Raw genomic sequence first — 19,749 nt, forward strand, 5'->3', positions numbered from 1 at the left:
AGGCCCGGTACCCCACCGCCACCCGTTGCCGGGGACAGCTCGCACCAGGGAGAAATCGAAAGAGGAATCGCACTCGGAACGGGCGCTACCAACCGCGGTTGTCGTCACGCAGAGGCCACGTGCCCTCAGAGGGGCAGGCATCAACGCCCTGTCACACGTCGTCGGATCGAGCGCGGGGCTTCAGCGCAGCGTTCCGAACGCGGTGCTCACCGTAACCAGATCGGGCGAAGCCTGTCCAGACCGACCACCGACCACCCCGCCACGAAGATCGTTCCACGACGCACGAAAGCTGGTGGACGCACCGGGCGATGGCCACCGACCTGCGGATCGGCACGGCGTCGCCCACCCCTCGACTCCGCAGGTACCCACGTCCGGCGACACCGACCGCCCGGCGGCACTGTCCTCCGACCCGGTGGTCCGCCCGCGAACACGGCCGGGCCCCCACCCGAGGGCGCCGCCGACCACCTCAGTCCTGCGCATCCCGGGAACCCGGCGTCTCCGGAGGGTTCCGACCGAGCAGCTCGAGATAGTGCGGGCTGTACATCAGGCCGAGCACGTTTCCGAAGGGGGCGGCCATCGAAGCGGTCACCCAGCCCTCGGTGCCACGAGACGTCGGGGGTCGAGCTGGGTCGCGCCGAGCCCCTGAGGCGTTCGACGGCGGCGGACACGTCGTCAACGTGCCCGTACATCACCGCGCCGGCGGGACGACCGGCGCCGTGACCGGCGGGACGATAACGGCTGCTGATCAACCCGAGTTCGGCGTCGTGATCGCCGACCCGGAACTCCACGTATGCCGGTTCATCGATCGAGGGCTGCGCGAAGTAGGGCTTGAGACCGAGCACCTCGCCATACCATTCGACGGCTTCGAGTGCGTCGTCGACGTAGAAATTGATCGTCGTGAACCCGCGCGACATGATTCGTCCTCTCCATGGCTGATCGCTTCCGACACGCACGCGCTGATACCCGAAGCCATCGACCGCGCAGCGGCGACAGGGGCATCGCCGACTGCCGATCCGGCCGGGCAAGATCGGCGATTCGGTCATTCTCGACCGCCTCGCACCTCCCGCAGCTGCTTGCCGCCGAGCGCGTTCGAACCCGATCCGGCGGTCGGGCGACGCCAGTTGGTGAACCACCGGAGCAGATACTCAGCCGGGCCGTAGCGATGCCTCCCGAGCCACCAGTCGCTGACGACGACGAGTCCGGCGAACACACCGAATGCCGTCAGCAGCAGAACCGGCGGTGAGACTCGACCGGCGAGTCCGAATCCGATCCCGGTGAACAGCACGAACCCGACCACCGACTGCGCCAGGTAGTTGGTCAGCGCGATACGTCCGACCGGTGCGAGGACGTTCCGGAGCCGGGAGAGCCGACCCCGGTGCATCAGTTGCACCAGGGCGGCGACGTAGGCAGCGGTCAGGAACGGTGCGGTCACCACACCGACGGCGACCGCGCCGGTGTTGGTGTCGGCTCCGAGCAACGCGTAGACGACGCCGCCGCCGATACCCACCGGGAAACCGACGATCTGGATCCACCGCAGGAGTCGGGGACGGCTCGGCAGCGCCGAGAACAGACGCCGACGGGCGGCGAGCATCCCCAGGAGGAACATCGCGAGAGCTGTCGGACCTTGGAGGGAAACGGCCTGGAGAACCAGAAGACCGAGCCCGTCGATGTGCTGCCGCACGATGTCGACGGGTCCGCCGAGCATCAACTGCGTCTGCCCGGCGGCGTTCGTGAGCGCTTCTCCATGCGTGGGCATGAAGGTCGCGCGGTCGATGAAGACCGCGCTGACGACGAGGGAGACCACGACGAACGCATAGATCGCAACGGCCGTGCGGAGCGCCACGACGTCACGCACACGATGCATCGCCAGCAGGATCAGACAGACGACCGCGTACGTCGTCAGGACATCGCCGCCGTAGAGAAGCACGATGTGCGCGACTCCGATGAGGAACAGGCCGAGAGTTCTCCGGAGCATGCGCGGCACGAAGGCCTGGGAGGCTCGCCGTGCGGCCTCCGCCTGGAGCACGAAGCTGTAGCCGAAGAGGAAGGAGAACAGCAGGTAGAACTTCATCGAGAACAGGGCAGCGACCGCGAAGCGGGCGGCGTCGTCGAGCGGCGAGGCGAACGAGGGGTCGTCGACCAGATTCCCCGGGTAGGCCGAGGCCATGAAGGTGATGTTGACGACGAAGATGCCCAGGAGGGCGAACCCGCGCAGGGCATCCACGTCGTGCACTCGTCCGTCCGATCCGACGGACGACCTGGGCCGAGAGTGGTGAGATGAGGACACGCCCATAGTTTAACAACGAAACTATATAGAGTAAACTTAGTTACCTCGGTAACCTGACTCCGCCCGAGCGCACTGGGTCGCCGAGCATCCACCGGAACGAGAGCATGAACAACGACGCCATACCTGATCTCGTTCGTCGGCAGTGGCGACTCCCGACGAGTCCGACCCGACTGGGACGCAAGCCGACGTTGGACCTCGAGACGGTGATCACGGCGGCCGTCCGACTGGCGGACGGCGACGGACTGGAAGCCGCGACGCTCCCGAAGGTCTCCGACGAGCTCGGAGTGACAGCCATGTCGCTGTACCGCCACATCGGCTCCAAGGAGGACCTGCTCCAGCTGATGCTGGACGCGGCGAGCGAGCCGCCCAGCACTGCGGTGCCGGCCACCGGATGGCGCCAAGGGGTGCGGCGGTGGGCACTCGACCTGTGGGAGCTGTACCGACGCAGGCCGTGGATTCCTCACATACCTCTGCACCGAGCACCGTCGGGCCCGAACCAGATCGCCTGGCTCGAGCGCGGCCTCGAGCCACTGGCATCCACCCGCCTCACATGGGGTGAGAAGATCCAGGCGATCACGCTGCTGAGCGGCTTCGTGCGCCAGTCCAGCCTGCTTGCTCAGGACCTCCACGACGGTCGGCCCGCGGACCAGGCGCAGGCTCAGGCCGAGCACGAGTACGCGCTCGCGCTGAGTCGGCTCGTCACCGCGGAGCGCTTCCCGAACGTGGCGGCGATGTTCTCGTCGGACGTCTTCGCCGACTCCGACGAGCCCACCCACGTCACGGTGGACGACGACTTCACCGCCGGACTCGAGCTCGTGCTCGACGGGCTACGGGTACGAATCGGAGAAGGCGATCCGTGAAGAGGTCGCTGCACACATCGTCACGTGCCGACGTCGTGTTCGCCGTGCTCCGCGCCGGACGATCGCGCCCGGCACTCCGCGGCCGGCCACGGGCCGGCGAGCCCCGGGCAGAGCGGAAACGCCCGGTCCGCGCCAGAGGTTCCTCTCACCCACCCCCGGCGCGACGCCCCACAGGCGTGCGGTAACGTTCCAGTCGTTGTCGCCCCCGTAGCTCAGGGGATAGAGCACCGCCCTCCGGAGGCGGGAGCGCAGGTTCGAATCCTGCCGGGGGCACACAGTGATGTCTCGGCACATCGCCATAGGGCCGAACCCAAGGGTTCGGCCCTTTTTCTTTGCCCCGCGAGCGGCGGGTTGGTAGCCGCGGGTGGGGTCATCGCCGACCCGCCCGGCGGCAGGTGCGGTTCCGGCTCCCCGTCCGGCACCACGTCAGCGACGATTGCGGCCGGCCGCGGCCCGGTCGGGAGCCCGCAGCATCGACTTCGGTGAACGCGCTGCCGTCACCGGCCCACATTCGGCCGCAGCGACCCGGTCACACTGCTGGGCACGGGAGCACCCCGACAGCGGCGACCGCCCCGAAATGCTTCCGCACTGCGATCGGCATCGCCCTTCACCGGTCGCCATCCAACGTCGCCCGACCCGCGGGTCACTGGGTGGGACTGTCCCCAGAGCCACTTACCGTCGCGGCCGGCCGCGACTGAGACGCCTGGAGCCCACGAGGACCGACAGTCCTCCTTCGGGGCGGACACCCGCTCGGTGACCATGAGAGCGGGGCCGCCGGATGCCATGCCTACGTCCCGCTTTCCGGGTTCGTGTAGGCACGGGCCTGTAGATCGAACAGTTCGGCACAGTTGCCCGGATCGGCCATGCGCTCGTCGTGGGTGCCGCGTTCGGTGACACGCCCATCATGCAGGACGAGGTTCGCGGTGACCCCGAGGCGTCGGACCCGTGAGCTGGTCTTGAAGAACGACGCGTACTGGATCTTCGCCGAGCGGATCGTGGCCCATCCCTGCGGTATCGCGGAGAACAGCACTACCGGAGCCAGCAGCGGTTGCAGGACCGCCGCGGTGACGACCGCGGCCGCCATCGACACCAACGAGGCGAGCAGGTCCCGGCGACGGTGGTGGCCATGCGCAGATGCGACAGGCCCATGCTCGTGGCGCGCTGGGTGAGCTCGACGAAGTCGGCGTCGTCGAACGAAACCAGGTCCACCTCGATCACCGCGGCGTACAGGTCGTCCTGCGCGCGCATCTCCACCCGCGGGGCCGGGGTGGACTGCACGAGCCCGGTCGCGGCGTCGCGCAACCCACCCGAGCCCGAGTCATTGTCCAGCATCGACAGAGACCAGGTCAGGTCACACTCCGCGCCCGACACGATCGGCTCCTCACCTGTGGGAACAGAGCGAGGAGCCGATCTTGTTGAGCCCCGACCTCACCGCGAGTACATGGTCGACGACGAGTGTCCACCCCGAACACGCGCCGAAGCTCGACGCCAAGGCCTACTCACTCGGCCGCCAGCGGACGTGGGCAGACTGTCGCTCCCCACCGCGCAGCAGCGACAGACGCGGGGCGACCTTGTCCGTGCGCGCGGTGGGCGGCTTGCGCCGCCCGGCCCGGAACTGTGCGGGCCAGGTCGCCCCCGCGCCGCGGTAGTCCTGCTCGACGGCGGCGTGCAGCGTCCACTGGGGGTCGTAGAGGTGGGGACGACCGAGCGCGCAGAGATCGGCGCGGCCGGCGAGCAGGATCGAGTTGACGTCGTCGTGCGAGGAGATGGCCCCGACGGCGATGACCTTTGCCCCGGCCGGGCCCGCGACGGTCTGCCGGATCCGGTCGGCGAACGGGGTCTGGTAGGAGCGGCCGAAGGCGGGCGTCTCCTCCTTGACCACCTGCCCGGTCGAGACGTCGACGGCCGCGGCGCCGTGCTCGACGAAGGCCCGGGCGATGTCCACGGCGTCGTGCTCGGTGTTCCCGTCGGGCGCCCAGTCGGTGGCGGAGATCCGGACGGTCACCGGGACGGTGTCCGGCACGGCGGCACGCACGGCGTCGAACACCTCCAGCGGGAACCGCAGCCGGTTCGCCGTGGATCCGCCGTACTCGTCGGTGCGCACGTTCGCGAGCGGGGACAGGAAGGAGGACAGCAGGTAGCCGTGCGCGGCGTGGACCTCGACGAGATCGAACCCCGCCTCGACCCCGCGCCGGGCGGCGGCCACGAAGTCCGCCACGACGGCGGTCATTCCCGCCCGATCGATCTCCCGGGGCCGGTGGCACCCCTCGCCGTACGGCAGTGCGGAGGGGGCGAGCACCTCCCAGTTGTCCTCGACGAGAGGCTGGTCGATGCCCTCCCACATCAGCCGGGTGGAGCCCTTGCGCCCCGAGTGGCCCAGCTGCAGCCCGATCTTCGCGGGCGTCCGCTCGTGCACGAAGTCGGTGACCCGGCGGTAGGCGTCGCGCTGCTCGTCGTTCCACAACCCGGTGCAGCCCGGGGTGATCCGGCCCTGCGGCGACACGCAGACCATCTCGGTCATCACCAGGCCCGCGCCACCCAGCGCCTTCGAGCCGAGGTGGACGAGGTGGAAGTCGTTCGGCACGCCGTCGACCGCGGAGTACATGTCCATCGGCGACACCACGACCCGGTTGGGCAGGCGCAGCGGACCGATCTCGACCGGCTGGAACATCGGCGGGGCATCCCGCTCGGTACCGGAACGGGCGGCGAAGTCCTCCTCGACCCGACCGGCGAAGTCCGGGTCGCGTTCGCGCAGCCCTTCAGCGGTGATCCGGCGGGACCGGGTCAGCAGGTTGAAGCAGAACTGCAGTGGCTCCTGGTCGGCGTACATGCCGATGTTCTCGAACCACTCCAGCGAGGCCTGCGCGGCGCGCTGGGTCGACTCGACGACCGGCTTGCGCTCGGCCTCGTACGCCGTGAGCGCCTCGGGCACCGACGGCTGTTCGTGCAGGCAGGCGGCCAGCGCCAGGGCGTCCTCCATGGCCAGCTTGGTGCCGGAGCCGATGGAGAAGTGCGCGGTGTGCGCGGCGTCGCCGAGCAGCACGACGTTCTCGTGGGACCAGGTCTCGTTGCGGACCGTCGTGAAGCCGAGCCACTTCGAGTTGTTGGTCTGCACCTCGTGGCCGCGCAACTCGTCGGCGAAGATCTCGCGGATCCGGTCGACCGCGGCCTCGTCGGAGGCACCGGGCGGGAACACCTGGCCCTCGGTGGCGTCGAACCCGGCCCGCCGCCACACGTCCTCGTGCATCTCCACGATGAAGGTGGAGCCGTGCTCGGAGTAGGGGTAGCCGTGGATCTGCATGGTCCCCCACTCCGTCTGCTTGACGAAGAACTGGAAGGCCTCGAAGACCAGGTCGGTTCCCAGCCAGATGTACTTGTTGCAGCGGTGATCCAGCGACGGCCGGAAGCTGTCGGCGAACTTGGTGCGGACCCGGGAGTTCAGCCCGTCGGCCGCCACGACGAGGTCGTGGGTGGCGCGCAGCTCGTCCACATCGGGTGCCTCGGTCTCGTAGTGGACGGTCACGCCGACCTCGGCGACCCGGCGCTGGAGCAGCCGCAGCAGGTCCTTGCGTCCCATCGCGGCGAAGCCCTGGCCCCCGACGGTGAAGGAGCGGCCGCCGACCTCGATGTCGATGTCGGTCCACCGGGCGAACCGGCGTGACATCTCCTCGTGCACCGTGGCGTCGGCGTTCTCGATGCCGCCCAGCGTCTCGTCGGAGAACACGACACCGAAGCCGAAGGTGTCATCGGGGGCGTTGCGCTCCCACACCGTGATCTCGTGGCTCGGGTCGAGCTGCTTGGTCAGGACGGCGAGGTAGAGCCCTCCCGGACCCCCGCCGACGATCGCGATCCTCACGCGATCTCCTCTCGGTCTGCGGTGCTCCCTGCTGTGACGTGCTCGCGGAGCACGAAGTGCTGGATCTTCCCGCTGGGGTTGCGCGGCAGGGATTCGCGGAACCGCACGCTGCGGGGGTACTTGTAGGGAGCCAGCTGCTGCTTCACGTGATCCTGGATCTCCCGGGCCTTCTCCGGGGTTCCGTCGAGCCCGTCCCGCAGGACGACGAAGGCCGAGACGATGGCACCACGCTCGGGACTCGGCTCGGCGACGACGGCCGACTCCACGACGTCGGGATGGCTGTCGATGGCGGCCTCGACCTCGGGGCCGCCGATGTTGTATCCCGAGGAGACGATCATGTTGTCGGTCCGGGATCGGTAGTGGAAGTAGCCGTCGGCGTCCTGGACGAAGGTGTCGCCGGTGACGTTCCAACCGTTCTGGACGTAGTGGCGCTGGCGGTCGTCATCGAGGTAGCGACAACCGACCGGGCCGATCACGGCCAGCCTGCCTTCGGCCCCCGCCGGCAGCTCCTCGCCGTCCGGCCCGAGGATCGTGGCGCGGTAACCGGGCACCGCCCGGCCGGTCGCCCCGGGACGGGTGTCCGCCTCGGGCGCGGACACGAAGATGTGCAGGAGCTCCGTGGCGCCGATCCCGTCGACGATCCGCAGGCCCAGCTCGTCACGAACCTGCTCCCAGACCGCCTGCGGAATGTGTTCCCCCGCGCTGACGGCGGCCCGCAGGCCCGCGAGCCGCCCGATCTCTCCCGCCTTCAGGATCTGCCGGTAGGCGGTGGGGGCGGTGGCCAGCACGGACACCCCGTGCTGCTCGATCAGGTCGGCGAGCCGGGTCGGGGTCGCCGACTCGGTGAGGAACATGCAGGCGCCCGCACGCAGCGGGAACACCACGAGCATGCCCAGTCCGAAGGTGAAGGCGAACGGCGCGGTGCACGCCACGAGATCGTCGGGGCGGAGCCCGAGGACGCCGCGCCCGAAGGTGGCGTCGATGGCGAGCAGGTCGCGGTGGAAGTGCGCGCACAACTTCGGCACCCCGGTCGATCCCGACGTCGGGGCGAGCAGCACGACGTCGTCGGCCGCGGTGTCGACGGCGCGGAACTCACCCGGCCGTGCGGTGCATCGCACGGTCAGGTCAACGGTGGTGGCGCCACCGACCGGTACCACCGACACGCCGAGGCCCTCGACCTCGTCGAGGAAGCGGTGGTCGACCAGCGCGAGCGAGATCCGGGCCTTGTCGAGGATCGGCGCGACCTCTCGCGCCCGTAGGGCGGCCATCGTCGTGACGACCACGCCGCCCGCGAGGACGACCCCCAGCCAGGCTGCGACGGCCCACGGGGTGTTCGGGGACCGCAGCAGCACCCGGTTGCCCGGGACCAGGCCGAGATCGGTCGTGAGCACCTCGGCGACCTGATGTGCCCGCTTCCGCAGGTCGCCGTAGGACCATGTCTCCCCGGCGGGGGTGCGGATCGCCGGTCGCTCCGCTCCGTGGACCGCGATCGCGTCGTCGAGCAGGGCGGCGGCCGCGTTCAACCGCTCCGGGAAGCGCAGCTCCGGGGTGGTGAACTCGACCGTCGGCCACAGCTCCGGCGGCGGAAGATGGTCGCGGGCGAACGTGTCGAGGTGTGCGGTCGGCTGCACGGTGGGTCCTTCCACGGGACGGGGGCGCGTCAGGACGCCCGGATCATGCCTTCCTGGGCGACGGTCGCGAGGTGCGCGCCGTCGCGGGTGAAGAACCGGCCGTGGCCCAGACCCCGGCCGCCGTGCACGTGCCCGGCCTCCTGCGCGTAGAGCAGCCACCCGTCGAGCACCCCCGGGTCGGGGACCCGGTGCAGCCACATCGCGTGGTCCAGGCTGGCGGTCACGACTCCGGGCCGGGCCCATGGCAGGCCCAGCACGCGCAGCAGCGGCTCCAGGATCGTGTAGTCGCACAGGTAGGTCAGCGCGGCGAGGTCGCGCTGGGCAGGCGACAGACCCTCGACCGGGCGGAGCGCGTCGAACGGCCGGACCCAGACGGCCTGGTGCGATGCCCGGCCCCCGTCGACCTCCAGGTAGACCGGGCCGGGGACGTGGCGCATGTCCACCCCGCGACCGCCGCTCCAGTAGGCCCGCGACTCGTCGGTCATGGTGCCGCCCGCGCGGCCGGCGAGGTACTCGGCGGCGGTCGGGAGGGTCTCCGGCCCGACGACCTCGGGGGCGGTCGCCGCGAACGAGGCGCCCTCCTCCCCCGCGGCGAACGACAGCAGGCCGACGAGGATGGGCTTGCCGTTCTGGAAGGCACGGACCTGACGGCTGGCGTAGCCACGCCCGTCGCGCAGCAGCTCCACCTCGTAGCGGACCTCGGCACCGATGTCGGCGGGCCGCAGGAACGACGAGTGCATCGACTGCAGCGACTTGCCGCCGGGCCCGTCGGGGACCGTGCGCATCGCCGCGGCGGCCGCCGCGGCGACCAGGTCGCCGCCGTAGGCCTTGGGCCACGGACACGGTCCCGTGACGGCGGTGTAGGCCACGTCGAGGTGCTCGGCCGCGGCCTCGGTGAGGGTCAGCGCCGAGGTGAGCACCTCGGAGGTCGGGGTCCTGACCGTGGCGCTCACGAGCGCCGGTACCCGGCGAGGGTGGAGTCCTCCACCTCGGGCAGGTTGATGACGATGTTGTCCGGTGTCCGGCAGGTCAGCCACACCAGCTCCTCGGTGGTGGACATGTTGCCCTCCACGTGCGGCATGAACGGCGGCACGAACACGAAGTCACCCTCGGTCATGTCGACGTACTCGCCGTAGCCCTCCCCGAACCAGATCCGCCCGTGGCCGCGCAGCACGTAGCCGCCGGTCTCGGCCTCGCCGTGGTGATGGGGAAGTGACCGGTAGCCCGGCTCGTTGCTGACCTGCCCGAACCAGATCCGGGTGGCAGGCGTGTGCTGAGGCGAGACCCCGGAGATGCGCACGGCCCCTCCGGACTGCCCGGTGTCGCCGTGTTCCTCGCCGCGGCGGGTGACCACGGGCACGGCGGTGGTGTCGAGCTCGACGCTCATCGGTGTCCTCCTCGAAGGTCCGGGGTGATCGACCGGGCCGGTGCGGCCCGGATCGCGGTAGGCAGTGCGCCGATGCCCTGCACCCGGCTCCCGACGACGGAGCCGTCGGCCGAGGAGCGGGTCGGGTCGGTGGAGGACGAGCCCCCGTCCGGCCTCAGGACCGGGGCTGCGGTTCGGCCCCGCACCAGGCGGACCGTCGGCAGCCTCATGTCCGAGTCTCCAGGGGGTTGGCAATCTATAGCGTGTTTCTTATCCTCGTCACGAATACACGTTAGCCGATGGCCGATCGGCTGAGAAGCCCCGAGAACGGAGACCACCGATGACCCCGCTGCAGAGCCCTGTCGAGCGCGTCAACCCGCCGGAGCTGGCAGGCCCCTCCGGGTTCACCTACGCCGTGCGCCACGGCGGGGTGGTCCACCTGGCAGGCCAGACGGCACTCACCCGGGACGGCACGATCGTCGAGGGCGACATCGTCGACCAGTTCCGCCAGGCCCTCGGCAACCTGATCGCCGCGCTGCGCGCGGCCGGGGGCGAGCCATCCGACCTGCTGTCGGTGCGCATCTATCTGCTCGACATCCCCGGCTACCAGGCGCGCGGCAAGGAGATCGGGCAGGTCTGGCGCGAACTCGCCGGTACCGACTACCCGGCCATGACCGGCGTGGGAGTCACCGCCCTGTGGCAGCGGGAGGCGCTGATCGAGATCGAGGCGGTCGCGGCCGCGCGCAGCTGAACCGCGTCGACGCCTCGGCGCCCCTCAGCGTGCCGAGGCGTCGACCAGACTCATCGCGTGCCGACGGGCAGGCGCGGCCAAGGCGTCGCCGAGCGCCTCGAACAGGCTCTCGGCGGCAACGCCCTCCCAGCCGGCGGGCAGCGCCGCCAGCGGCAGGCCGGGATCGAGATAGGGCAGCCGCCGCCACACGGTCACCGCCTCGACGAAGTCCGCGAACGCCGTCCGGTCCGAACCCGTCTCGGCGCGGGCCAGCGCGGGCCGGAACCGGTCGAGGAACTCCGTGTACTGCAGGCGCAGGACCTCCAGGTCCCACCACTTCGGCACACTCTCCCGAAGCGGCCTGCCGTCCACCTGCGTGCTGCGGAACATCTCGGTGAACCCCCGCAGCCCGGCCCGATCCACGGTCGCGGTCACAGCGGACTCGAGGTGAGCGGGGGCGATCCACACCCCGGGCGCGACGGTACCCAGTCCCAGCCTGGTCAAGGCCGCACGCAGCTGATGCCGCTTCTCACGCTCCGCCTCGGGAACCGAGAAGACGACGATCAGCCAGCCGTCGACGGGATCGGCCCGTCGACGGTCGAAGATCCGCACATCCCCCTCGGCCAGGATGAGACCGCCGGCCTCGGACAGCCGGTACCCGGCGCTCCCGTCGCGGCGCTCGGGCTCCAGCAGGCCCCGGCGCTTGAGCCGCGACACCGCCGACCGCACGGCCTGACCGTCCACGCCGAGGTCGGCCATCAACCGCACCAGGGCGGCGACGGACAGCCATCCGCCTCGCTCCCTGGCGTACAACCCGTACAGGGAGACGATCAGCCGCCGGGGCTGGGCACCGAGGAGCCCGTCGGGCCGCTTCTCTCCGACGACGGTCACGGAGTCATCATACGAAGACGCCTGCACGGTCCACCCGGCCCCACATTCGGCGGACACTACCCGGCGGCCGGTGCCGCGAGGACCACGTGGCAGCCGCAGCGCGACCGGGGCCGGCCCTGCGGCCCGCGCCCACGCGGCGGCTCCCGGGGCTCCTCGATCTCCGGTGGAGCGGGGAGCCGGCCGCGCGACCACCAGCTGTGTCGTCTCCGTCCCGGATCGCGGCGACGGCAGCACGGCAACCACTGGGCGTACCACTCGGTTCACACCCCTTGACCCCGCTTCACACCTGCTGCGACGGGTGCGAAGCGGGGTCAAGGGGTGTGGAGCGGGGCCGGGGGGGTGTGCGGCGGGGCCGGGGCGATCACGTCCGGTACAGGGCGAACGGGGCGTCGTCGTGGACGCCGGTCCGGCCCTCGACGAGCCCGCGGCGACGGATCTCCCGGTCGTAGCGCATCCCCAGACGTTCCATCACTGCGCGAGAACGCAGGTTGTGCCGCTCGGTGAAGGCCACCACCGCATGGCCCGGCAGGATCTCCCGAGCCAGTGCGATACCGGCCCGGCCGAGCTCCGTCGCGTAGCCGCGGCCCCAGAGACGTTCGCGGACCGCCCAGCCGATCTCGACGGCGGCCTCGTCGACGACGCCGGTCACGGACGGTCCGCCACGGCCGACGAGCAGGCCGGTGCGGGCGTCGTGCGCGAGCCACCGGCCCACCCCGTCGGCGCGCCACCGTTCGGCCGCCCAGCGCGCGGAGCGGCGCGCGTCCGCCGGGGTCCAGCGGCCGCCGTACCAGGTGGCGATCCCCGGATCCCGGTGCAGGTCGAGCAGCTCGTCGACCGCCGCCTCGGTGACGGGGGTCAGCACCAGCCGGGCGGTTCGGCGCGAGCCGCGGTGCGGCGTCACGCACGCTCCGCGGCGCGAGCCGCGGTGCGACTCACGCGGGCTCCGAGCGGTCCCCGGCGTTCATCGTGGGCGACGGTACCGCGACTCCGCGCCGCTCAGGACAGGTGCGCCACCTCCGGACGGGACTTGTGCAGCCAGTCCCCGCCGACCGCTCCCTGGACTCCCGCGGGATCGCAGTCGACCTCCCCGGCGACGGTCAGCCGGACCACCACCGACTTCGACGCCGGCTGATTGCTCTTGCGCGCGGTCGCGTCCAGCGGGACCAGCGGGTTCGTCTCGGGGTAGTAGGCGGCGGCGGTGCCCCGGGGGACGTCGTAGGCGACGAGCCGGAACCCCTGGGCGCAGCGGACGTGCTCGTCGCCGTCCCAGCGGGTGACCAGGTCGACGTGATCACCGTCGGCGAAGCCGAGTGCGGCGATGTCCTCGCGGTGGGCGAACACGACGTGCCGGCCGCCCTCGATGCCGCGGTAGCGGTCCGAGTAGCCGTAGATGGTGGTGTTGAACTGGTCGTGGCTGCGCAGGGTCTGCAGCAGCAGGTGCCCCTCGGGGACCTGCACCACCTCGATCGGCGACACCTCGAACTCGCCGCGGCCGGAAGCCGTGTCGAAGGTGCGGGAGTCGCGCGGCGGGTGCGGCAGGATGAAGCCGCCCGGGCGGCGGGCGTTGACCTCGTAGCTCTCGCACCCGGGGACGACCCGGGAGATGTGGTCCCGGATGCGCCGGTAGTCCGCGCGCATGCCGGACCAGTCGATGCCGTAGCGGTCGCCGAGGGTGGCCTCCGCCATCCCGGTGATGATCGAGACCTCGGAGCGCAGGTGCGGGCTCGCCGGCTGGAGCGGGCCGCGGGAGCTGTGCACCGAGCAGGTGGAGTCCTCGACGGTGATCGCCTGCGGCCCGGACTCCTGCACGTCGCGTTCGGTGCGTCCGAGGGTCGGCAGGATGAGCGCGGTCCGCCCCCCGACCAGGTGCGAGCGGTTGAGCTTGGTCGAGATCTGCACGCTGAGCAGGGTGTTGCGCAGTGCCGCGGCGGTGACGTCGGTGTCCGGCGCGGCCTGCACGAAGTTCCCGCCGAGACCGACGAACACCCGCACCTTCCCGTCGCGCATCGCGCGGATGCTGTCGACGGTGTCGAAGCCGTGCTCGCGGGGCGGGTCGAAGCCGAACTCGCGCTGCAGCGAGTCCAGGAAGCTCTGCGGGACGCGCTCCCAGATGCCCATCGTGCGGTCGCCCTGCACGTTGGAGTGGCCGCGGACCGGGAACAGGCCGGCGCCCGGCTTGCCGATGTTGCCCTGGGCCAGCGCCAGGTTCACCAGTTCCTTGATCGTGGCGACACCGTTGCGGTGCTGGGTCAGGCCCATCGCCCAGCAGAACACGGTGCTGCGGGAGTCCCGCAGCAGCGCCGCGGCGTCGGTGATCTGCCCGCGGGTCAATCCGGTCGCCTCGGTGACGACGTCCCAGTCGACGTCGGCGACGTGGTCGCGCCACTCGGCGAACCCGTGCGTGTAGCGCTCCAGGAAGGGATGGTCCAACGCGTCCCACTCGACGAGCAGCGAGCCGATCGCCTGGAACAGGGCGATGTCGCCGTTGACCCGGATCGGCAGGTGCATGTCGGAGAGCCGGGTGCCGTTGCCGACGACGCCGCGGGGCGTCTGCGGGTTCTTGAAGCGGTTCAGGCCCGCCTCCCGCAGCGGGTTGATCGTGAGGATCGTCGCGCCGTTCTGCTTCGCGTGCTCGAGCTGGGTCAGCATCCGCGGATGGTTGGTGCCGGGGTTCTGCCCGGCGATCACGATGAGCTCGGCGCCGAGGAGGTCCGGGAGCGTGACGCTCGCCTTGCCGATGCCGATGGACTCCTGCAGCGCGATCGACGTCGACTCGTGGCACATGTTCGAGCAGTCCGGGAGATTGTTCGTCCCGAACGCCCGCACGAAGAGCTGATAGGCGAACGCGGCCTCGTTCGAGGCACGGCCCGAGGTGTAGAACGTGGCGTCGTCCGGCGACTCCAGGCCGTCGAGCTCGCTCGCGATCAGCCGGAACGCCTCGTCCCACCCGATCGGCTCGTAGTGGGTGGCGTCGGGCCTGCGCACCATCGGATGCGTGATCCGGCCCTGCTGCCCGAGCCACCACTCGGAGTGCGCGTCGAGCTCGGCGACGCTGTGCCGGGCGAAGAACTCCGGGGTCGCGCGGGCCTTCGTGGCCTCCTCCGCGACGGCCTTCGCGCCGTTCTCGCAGAACTCCGCGGTCGCCCGTTCACCCGGGTCCGGGTCCGGCCAGGCACAGCTCATGCAGTCGAACCCGTCGGCCTGGTTCAGCTTCAGCAGGGTCCGTGCGGTCCGGATCGGACCCATGTGCTCCAGCGAGCGCCGCATCGACACCGCGACGGCGGTCGGCCCGCCGGCCGTGTCCTTCGCCGGGCCGCGGTGCAGATCGTCCTCGGTGAACTCGTGGGTCCGTTTACTCATCGGTGCACCTCCGGGCCCCGGTCGGCACCACCACGGGGCGGCTCGTCGTGACGGTCGAGCTCGGCCTACCCGCCGGACGAGATCCGAATCCCACGGGCTCGACGATCGGATCCGGACATAGGTTGGGCTAACCTCACCTTCGTGGCGTGCAGGATCTTCGGTGGACCGGCCCGGACATGAGCGATCCGGTCGACCGGGAGCGGCACCGGCTCATCAGCGACCTGTTGCTCGACACCGGCGCCAGGCCGGTGGCGGGCCCGCTGCTGGTCCCGCTGCCCGCGGTGGGGTTGTCCCTGCTGTGCGAGGTGACGCACGCGTCGCCCGCGGGGTTCCCGCACCTGGCGCGGGTCGCCGTCGGCGACACCATGGGCCACCTGGACCGATCCCCCGATCCCGGTGAGCTGGCCGCGGCGCTGCGCACCGAGCTGGCCGACCGCTGGGCCGGCGGGGTGCCGGTGACCGGCGGCTCCCCCGTCCCGTGCTCCGCTGCGGGTCCCGTCGGGGATCCGCCCACCTCCGTCGGAGCGGCACTCACCCGGCTGCGGGACACGATCGGCGCGGCCGGCGATGCCGCTCTCACCGACGCCGTCCTGGTCCGCGGCCTGCTCCCGGCCGCGCTGACCGGCACCGACCCGGGGGACGAGGCGCAGGGCCTCGCCGGGCTGGGCCGGGAGCTCGCCGCCGCCCGGGACCGGGAGCCCGGCGGCCCGGTCCGCGAGCTGCTCGAGGGCTGGCTCACCGCCGCGCACCTGTGGCGCCGTCCGGCGCTGCACCCGATGCCCTGGCACCGGATCCCGAACCCGCTGCGGCCCGCCGCCGTCGTGCCGGTGACCGATCCGCCGGTGCCGGTCCGCTGCGACCCCTTCACGCTGCGCCCGGCGCTTCCGCACACCGACGACGTCGCGCTGGTGGCCGGCTGGATGCGCACGCCGTCGGTGTCCCGGTTCTTCGGCCAGCCGTGGCCGGACGGGCGGTGGGCCCGCGAGCTGGCCGGGCACACCCCCGGGAGCGGGACCGCGGCGCTGCTCGCCGAGCGCACCGGCGACCCGGACTCCGAGCCGGTCGGCTACGTCGAGCTCTACCGCCCGGCGCGGCATCCGCTGGCGCGCTCGTTCCCGACCACATCGGACGACGTCGGTGTGCATGTGTCCGTCGCCCCGGCCGAGCACGGCCGGGGCGTGGGCAGCGCGCTGCTCGGAGCGGTCGCCGACGCAGTGCTCGCCGCCGCGGGTCCGGGTACTCGGGTACTCGCCGAGCCGGACGCCCGGAACACCGCCGCGCAGCGGGCGTTCCGCAACGCCGGGTTCCGCCCGGCGGAGCAGATCGCGCTCCCGCACAAGGACTCGGTGGTGCTGGTGCGGGAGCCCGGTCAGTCCAGGTAGCCGGTGGCCACCGGGAACAGATCGCGGCCGGTCAGCTCCCGGCCGTCCTCGGTGCGCAGCAGCTCCAGGCACAGCCCCGGGTTGCGGCCGCGACGGGCGTCCGGGCCGGTCACCACGACCACCCCGGTGCCCTCGTGCAGGGTGAGCCGGCCCGGCGTCCCGCCGTAGGCGATGTCGGTGACCCTGGCCCGCAGTACCCGGACCCGGCCGCCGTCGTGCTCGAACCAGGCGTTGGGGTAGGGATCGACCTGCGCCCGCACCAGGTTGAACAGGTCGCGCGCGGGCCACGTCCAGTCCAGCCGGTTCTCCCGGTCGGTGCGCCGGTGGAAGTACGACGCGGCGGCCCGATCCTGCGGGACCGGCCGCGCGGTACCGGTCCGCAGCTGCTCCAGCGCGTCGACCGTGATCGGGCCGAACATCGCCAGCGTACGGTCGAACAGCTCGACGACGGTGTCGTCGTCGGTGATCGGGGTGGACCGGCTGAGCACGACGTCGCCGGCGTCGAAGTCGGCGTCCATCATGTGCGCGGTGACCCCGACCTCGGCCTCGTCGTTGATCAGCGCCCAGTTCAGCGGCGCGAATCCGGCGTAGGCGGGCAGCAGCGCGTCGTGCACGTTCAGCGTGCCGAGCCGCGGGATCGTGAACAGCTCCGGGGCCAGCCTGGTCCGCCAGTTCGACACGACGGCGACATCCGGCTCGGCGGCCCGGACGGCCGCCCGGACCTCGTCGTCGTCGGCCCGGTGCCGGATCAGCAGCGGGATCCCGCGCTCCGCCGCGAGCTCCGCGACGGACTCGTTGAAGATCTTCTCGTACGGGTTGTCCCGGTCCGGGTGGGTCAGGATCAACGGGATCTCGTGACCGGCGTCGAGCACCGCCTCGATCGTCCGGCGCCCCCAGGTCATGTATCCGAACGCGACGACGCGCACTGCACTCTCCTCCGGTTCGACAGCAGGAAGTCCACGATCAGCCGGTTCACCTGCTCGGGCTGCTCCAGATAGCCGTAGTGGCCCGCATCGGCGATCTCGGCGTGCACCGCCCCCGGCACGACGTCGGCGACCTCGCGGCTCAGGGCGGGCGGGATCACCCGGTCCTGCGCGAACCCGACCACCAGCAGCGGCACCCGGATGTCGCGATAGGCGTCGCGCCGGTCGCCGAGCGTCTCCGACACCGCGAGCTGGGCCCGCAGCCCGGGCCCGGCGCGGCCGGCGGCGAACTCCAGGACGTCCAGCCAGTCGTTCGCGGTCCGCGCGTCGGCCAGGGTCGCCGGTGCCAGGTTCAGCACCGCCTCCACCGCGGCCCGGTACCGGGCCGGCAGCTCGACACCGGCGTCGATCAGTGCGATCTCACCCTCGGTGTGGGCGCGCTGGACCGGATCGAGCCGGGCGTGAGCGGCCAGTGCGACCGCCGAGCGGACCAGCTCCGGGCGGGTCAGCGCCAGTTCCTGGGTCACCCGGGCGCCGAGCGAGGTGCCGACCACGTGTGCCGATCCGGTGCCGAGCAGCCCGATCAGGCCCGCGACGTCGCCGACCAGGTCCTCGATCGTGATCCCGTCCGGGCACGGCGCCGTGCCCGCGACCCCGCGGGCGTCGAAGGTGATCGTCCGGAACCCGGCCGCCGCCAGCGCGGGGACCTGGTGCAGGTGCCAAGCACGCCCGGAGGCGCCGGTCCCCATCACCATGACGAGCGGTTCCCCGTCCGGCGGCCCGGTGATCTCGTAGGGCAGCGCGGCGCCGGGCAGCTCAGCGGTCGGCACCGCGGCTCAGGCCTGCGCCAGCGAGCGGCCGGACTGCTGGCCGGGAGCACCCGGTACCGGGGCCGCCGGATCGGATCCGAGCTGGACCTGCCGGTTCCGCTCGTCCACGTGCACCACCGACGGCCGGTGGGCCGCGAGCTCGTCGGCGTCGAGCGCGACGTAGCTCATCAGGATGACCAGGTCGCCGGGGTGTACCAGGTGCGCTGCCGCACCGTTGATGCCGATCACCCCGCTGCCGGCCTCGCCGGTGATCGCGTAGGTCTCCAGGCGCGCCCCGTTGGTGATGTCCACCACCTGGACGAGCTCGCCCTCGCGAAGATCCGCGGCGGCCATCAGGTCCGCATCTATCGTGATCGACCCCACGTAGTGCAGGTCGGCCTGGGTCACCGTGGCCCGGTGGATCTTGCCGTTCAGCATCGTGCGGCGCACACCCGTCTCCATTCTTTAGGCGTGCCTAACCTAAATCGTCGGCGACCGCGGGACAACGTCGAAACCTCGGGTCCGTTGTGGCTTCAGCCTCGCCAACCCTAAAGTAAGCCTTACTTCATCCTGCGGCCAGCGGCCGCCCAGACCGAGGTGTCCTATGACTCCCCTCCCCGACTCCCACCGCCGGTCGCGCACGCCCGGCCGGGGGATCGCCGCCGCTCTGCTCACCGCAGCGGCACTCCTGCTCGTCTCCGCCTGTGGCAGCGCCCAGAACGACGAGCCCGCCGAGCCCGCCGCCGGGTCCGGCGACGGCACCCGGACCGTGCAGTCCGCCAAGGGGCCGGTCGAGATCCCCGAGACCCCGCAGCGGATCGTGGCCGTCGACTACATCTCCCCGGAGATCCTGTTCGACCTCGAGGCTCCGCTGGTCGGCGCGCTCGACCTGTCCTCGGGCGCCTCCGGCGAGAAGTACTCGACGATCACCGCCGTCGGCAACGACTCCGGTGAGCTCAACTTCGAGCAGCTCGCCGGGCTGGATCCGGACGTGATCATCGGCAACGAGACCGAGAACGAGGCCGCCTACGACAAGCTCGCCCAGATCGCCCCGACGGTGCTGTTCGCCGACGGCGGCACCGACTGGAAGGCGACCGTGAACACGGTCGCCGAGATCGCCGGCAAGACCGGCGACGTGCAGGCCCGCGAGCAGGCCTACCAGGCGAGCGTGCAGAAGCTGCGCGGCGAGTTCGGTGACGCGATCACCGCAGCCGGCACCTGGGCCGTCGCCGGCACCTACGACGGCGCGAGCTGGTACGTCTACGGCTCGGACACCGGCCCGAACACCGTGCTCACCGACCTCGGCGCGACGCTCGCCCCGGTCGCCGAGGAGGTCAAGGCCGACCCGAACACCTTCACCCGCACCCTGGAGCAGCTCGACGCGCTGCAGTCGGCGCAGGTCATCCTGTTCGACGACCTGGGCCCGCCGGTCACCACCGAGGGCGCCGCCGCCACCCTGCAGGCCGACCCGCTGTTCTCCGGGCTGCCCGCCGCGCAGGCCGGGAAGGTCTACCCGGGCACCTACAACGTCGTGACCTACGGCCAGGCGGAGAGCGTCCTGGGGCAGCTGGAGCAGATCCTGCCCAAGCTGTAATCCGCGCACGGCACGGAGAGGGGCCCCGCCACCGGCGGGGCCCCTCTCGGCGTGTCCGGA

General features: G+C 71.5%; 18 protein-coding genes, 1 tRNA gene and 1 pseudogene. 5 read left to right on the forward strand and 15 right to left on the reverse strand.

Translation table 11 applies throughout. From position 1 onward, the window contains the following. Nucleotides 1-466: 466 nt before the first annotated feature. The 3 genes and pseudogenes from Pdca_RS37650 to Pdca_RS27300 form a co-directional block, all read right to left on the reverse strand. On the reverse strand, nt 467-589 hold the full coding sequence (locus Pdca_RS37650; RefSeq protein ID WP_269462817.1) for a hypothetical protein: 123 nt from the start codon (nt 587-589) through the stop codon (nt 467-469). Nucleotides 590-695: 106 nt separating this feature from the next. Then, nucleotides 696-1,043, reverse strand: a pseudogene (locus tag Pdca_RS37840) (VOC family protein); the annotation flags it as partial. After that, nucleotides 1,040-2,071 carry a DUF418 domain-containing protein gene (locus Pdca_RS27300; protein ID WP_232021228.1) on the reverse strand — a complete coding sequence of 344 codons (1,032 nt, stop codon included), beginning with the start codon at nt 2,069-2,071 and terminating at the stop codon, nt 1,040-1,042. The gene Pdca_RS27300 and the pseudogene Pdca_RS37840, both read right to left, overlap by 4 nt. Nucleotides 2,072-2,475: 404 nt before the next feature. On the opposite strand from Pdca_RS27300, the gene Pdca_RS27305 reads away from it, so the two are divergent. Then, a complete protein-coding gene (locus tag Pdca_RS27305) occupies nt 2,476-3,147 on the forward strand; it encodes a TetR/AcrR family transcriptional regulator (protein WP_197719837.1) in 672 nt (223 codons plus the stop codon). Between the two features lie 201 nt (nt 3,148-3,348). After that, nucleotides 3,349-3,420 (forward strand) — tRNA-Arg (locus Pdca_RS27310). A 514-nt stretch (nt 3,421-3,934) separates the two neighbouring features. Here the strand turns inward: Pdca_RS27310 and Pdca_RS27315 are convergent. The 6 genes from Pdca_RS27315 to Pdca_RS27340 form a co-directional block, all read right to left on the reverse strand. After that, the gene (locus Pdca_RS27315) at nt 3,935-4,231 is read right to left on the reverse strand and encodes a hypothetical protein (RefSeq protein WP_085912949.1); all 297 of its coding nucleotides are present in this window, start codon (nt 4,229-4,231) and stop codon (nt 3,935-3,937) included. Further along, nucleotides 4,177-4,518, reverse strand: coding sequence for a hypothetical protein (locus Pdca_RS27320; protein WP_085912948.1), 342 nt, complete (start codon nt 4,516-4,518; stop codon nt 4,177-4,179). Before Pdca_RS27320 ends, Pdca_RS27315 begins: the two co-directional genes overlap by 55 nt. 124 nt (nt 4,519-4,642) lie before the next feature. Continuing rightward, nucleotides 4,643-7,003 (reverse strand): bifunctional salicylyl-CoA 5-hydroxylase/oxidoreductase, encoded by a 2,361-nt coding sequence (locus tag Pdca_RS27325; protein WP_085912947.1) that lies wholly within the window; start codon nt 7,001-7,003, stop codon nt 4,643-4,645. Then, nucleotides 7,000-8,634: an AMP-binding protein gene (locus Pdca_RS27330; RefSeq protein WP_197719838.1), complete on the reverse strand. Its 1,635-nt coding sequence runs from the start codon at nt 8,632-8,634 to the stop codon at nt 7,000-7,002. The genes Pdca_RS27325 and Pdca_RS27330 overlap by 4 nt, the downstream gene beginning before the upstream one ends. A gap of 29 nt (nt 8,635-8,663) precedes the next feature. Continuing rightward, entirely contained in the window at nt 8,664-9,587 is a 924-nt protein-coding gene (locus Pdca_RS27335; protein WP_085912946.1) for an acyl-CoA thioesterase, read from the reverse strand. Beyond that, a complete protein-coding gene (locus Pdca_RS27340) occupies nt 9,584-10,021 on the reverse strand; it encodes a cupin domain-containing protein (RefSeq protein WP_085912945.1) in 438 nt (145 codons plus the stop codon). Before Pdca_RS27340 ends, Pdca_RS27335 begins: the two co-directional genes overlap by 4 nt. 319 nt (nt 10,022-10,340) lie before the next feature. Here Pdca_RS27340 and Pdca_RS27345 point away from each other — a divergent pair, with 319 nt between their 5' ends. Next, nucleotides 10,341-10,751, forward strand: coding sequence for a RidA family protein (locus Pdca_RS27345; protein WP_085912943.1), 411 nt, complete (start codon nt 10,341-10,343; stop codon nt 10,749-10,751). A 24-nt stretch (nt 10,752-10,775) separates the two neighbouring features. Here the strand turns inward: Pdca_RS27345 and Pdca_RS27350 are convergent, their stop codons facing one another. The 3 genes from Pdca_RS27350 to Pdca_RS27360 form a co-directional block, all read right to left on the reverse strand. After that, a complete protein-coding gene (locus Pdca_RS27350; RefSeq protein WP_085912942.1) occupies nt 10,776-11,621 on the reverse strand; it encodes a PaaX family transcriptional regulator in 846 nt (281 codons plus the stop codon). 361 nt (nt 11,622-11,982) lie between these two features. Continuing rightward, nucleotides 11,983-12,522, reverse strand: coding sequence for a GNAT family N-acetyltransferase (locus Pdca_RS27355; protein ID WP_085912941.1), 540 nt, complete (start codon nt 12,520-12,522; stop codon nt 11,983-11,985). Between the two features lie 95 nt (nt 12,523-12,617). Next, the gene (locus tag Pdca_RS27360; protein ID WP_085912940.1) at nt 12,618-14,981 is read right to left on the reverse strand and encodes an FdhF/YdeP family oxidoreductase; all 2,364 of its coding nucleotides are present in this window, start codon (nt 14,979-14,981) and stop codon (nt 12,618-12,620) included. A gap of 176 nt (nt 14,982-15,157) precedes the next feature. On the opposite strand from Pdca_RS27360, the gene Pdca_RS27365 reads away from it, so the two are divergent. Beyond that, nucleotides 15,158-16,363 (forward strand): GNAT family N-acetyltransferase, encoded by a 1,206-nt coding sequence (locus Pdca_RS27365; RefSeq protein WP_085912939.1) that lies wholly within the window; start codon nt 15,158-15,160, stop codon nt 16,361-16,363. Here the strand turns inward: Pdca_RS27365 and Pdca_RS27370 are convergent. From Pdca_RS27370 to panD, 3 genes are read right to left on the reverse strand one after another with little or no spacing between them, the layout of a single operon-like run. Further along, nucleotides 16,351-17,289, reverse strand: a complete 939-nt coding sequence (locus tag Pdca_RS27370) for a methionyl-tRNA formyltransferase (RefSeq protein WP_085912938.1) — start codon at nt 17,287-17,289, stop codon at nt 16,351-16,353. The two genes, Pdca_RS27365 and Pdca_RS27370, sit on opposite strands and share 13 nt — an antisense overlap. After that, complete coding sequence (locus Pdca_RS27375; protein WP_085912937.1) at nt 17,262-18,116, reverse strand: alpha/beta fold hydrolase; 855 nt, start codon at nt 18,114-18,116, stop codon at nt 17,262-17,264. Before Pdca_RS27375 ends, Pdca_RS27370 begins: the two co-directional genes overlap by 28 nt. A gap of 6 nt (nt 18,117-18,122) precedes the next feature. Next, entirely contained in the window at nt 18,123-18,545 is a 423-nt protein-coding gene (gene panD, locus Pdca_RS27380) for an aspartate 1-decarboxylase (RefSeq protein ID WP_085912964.1), read from the reverse strand. A gap of 154 nt (nt 18,546-18,699) precedes the next feature. On the opposite strand from panD, the gene Pdca_RS27385 reads away from it, so the two are divergent. Then, complete coding sequence (locus Pdca_RS27385; protein WP_085912936.1) at nt 18,700-19,689, forward strand: ABC transporter substrate-binding protein; 990 nt, start codon at nt 18,700-18,702, stop codon at nt 19,687-19,689. Nucleotides 19,690-19,749: the final 60 nt, after the last annotated feature.

It is taken from the genome of Pseudonocardia autotrophica (assembly GCF_003945385.1).
Classification (GTDB): domain Bacteria; phylum Actinomycetota; class Actinomycetes; order Mycobacteriales; family Pseudonocardiaceae; genus Pseudonocardia; species Pseudonocardia autotrophica.

Coding starts and splice junctions, on each gene's coding strand:
- Pdca_RS27300 (WP_232021228.1), bottom strand. CDS start 2,071: ATGAAGTTCTACCTGCTGTTCTCCTTCCTCTTCGGCTACAGCTTCGTG.
- Pdca_RS27315 (WP_085912949.1), bottom strand. CDS start 4,231: ATGGCGGCCGCGGTCGTCACCGCGGCGGTCCTGCAACCGCTGCTGGCT.
- Pdca_RS27340 (WP_085912945.1), bottom strand. CDS start 10,021: ATGAGCGTCGAGCTCGACACCACCGCCGTGCCCGTGGTCACCCGCCGC.
- Pdca_RS27345 (WP_085912943.1), top strand. CDS start 10,341: ATGACCCCGCTGCAGAGCCCTGTCGAGCGCGTCAACCCGCCGGAGCTG.
- Pdca_RS27360 (WP_085912940.1), bottom strand. CDS start 14,981: ATGAGTAAACGGACCCACGAGTTCACCGAGGACGATCTGCACCGCGGC.
- Pdca_RS27365 (WP_085912939.1), top strand. CDS start 15,158: ATGAGCGATCCGGTCGACCGGGAGCGGCACCGGCTCATCAGCGACCTG.
- Pdca_RS27385 (WP_085912936.1), top strand. CDS start 18,700: ATGACTCCCCTCCCCGACTCCCACCGCCGGTCGCGCACGCCCGGCCGG.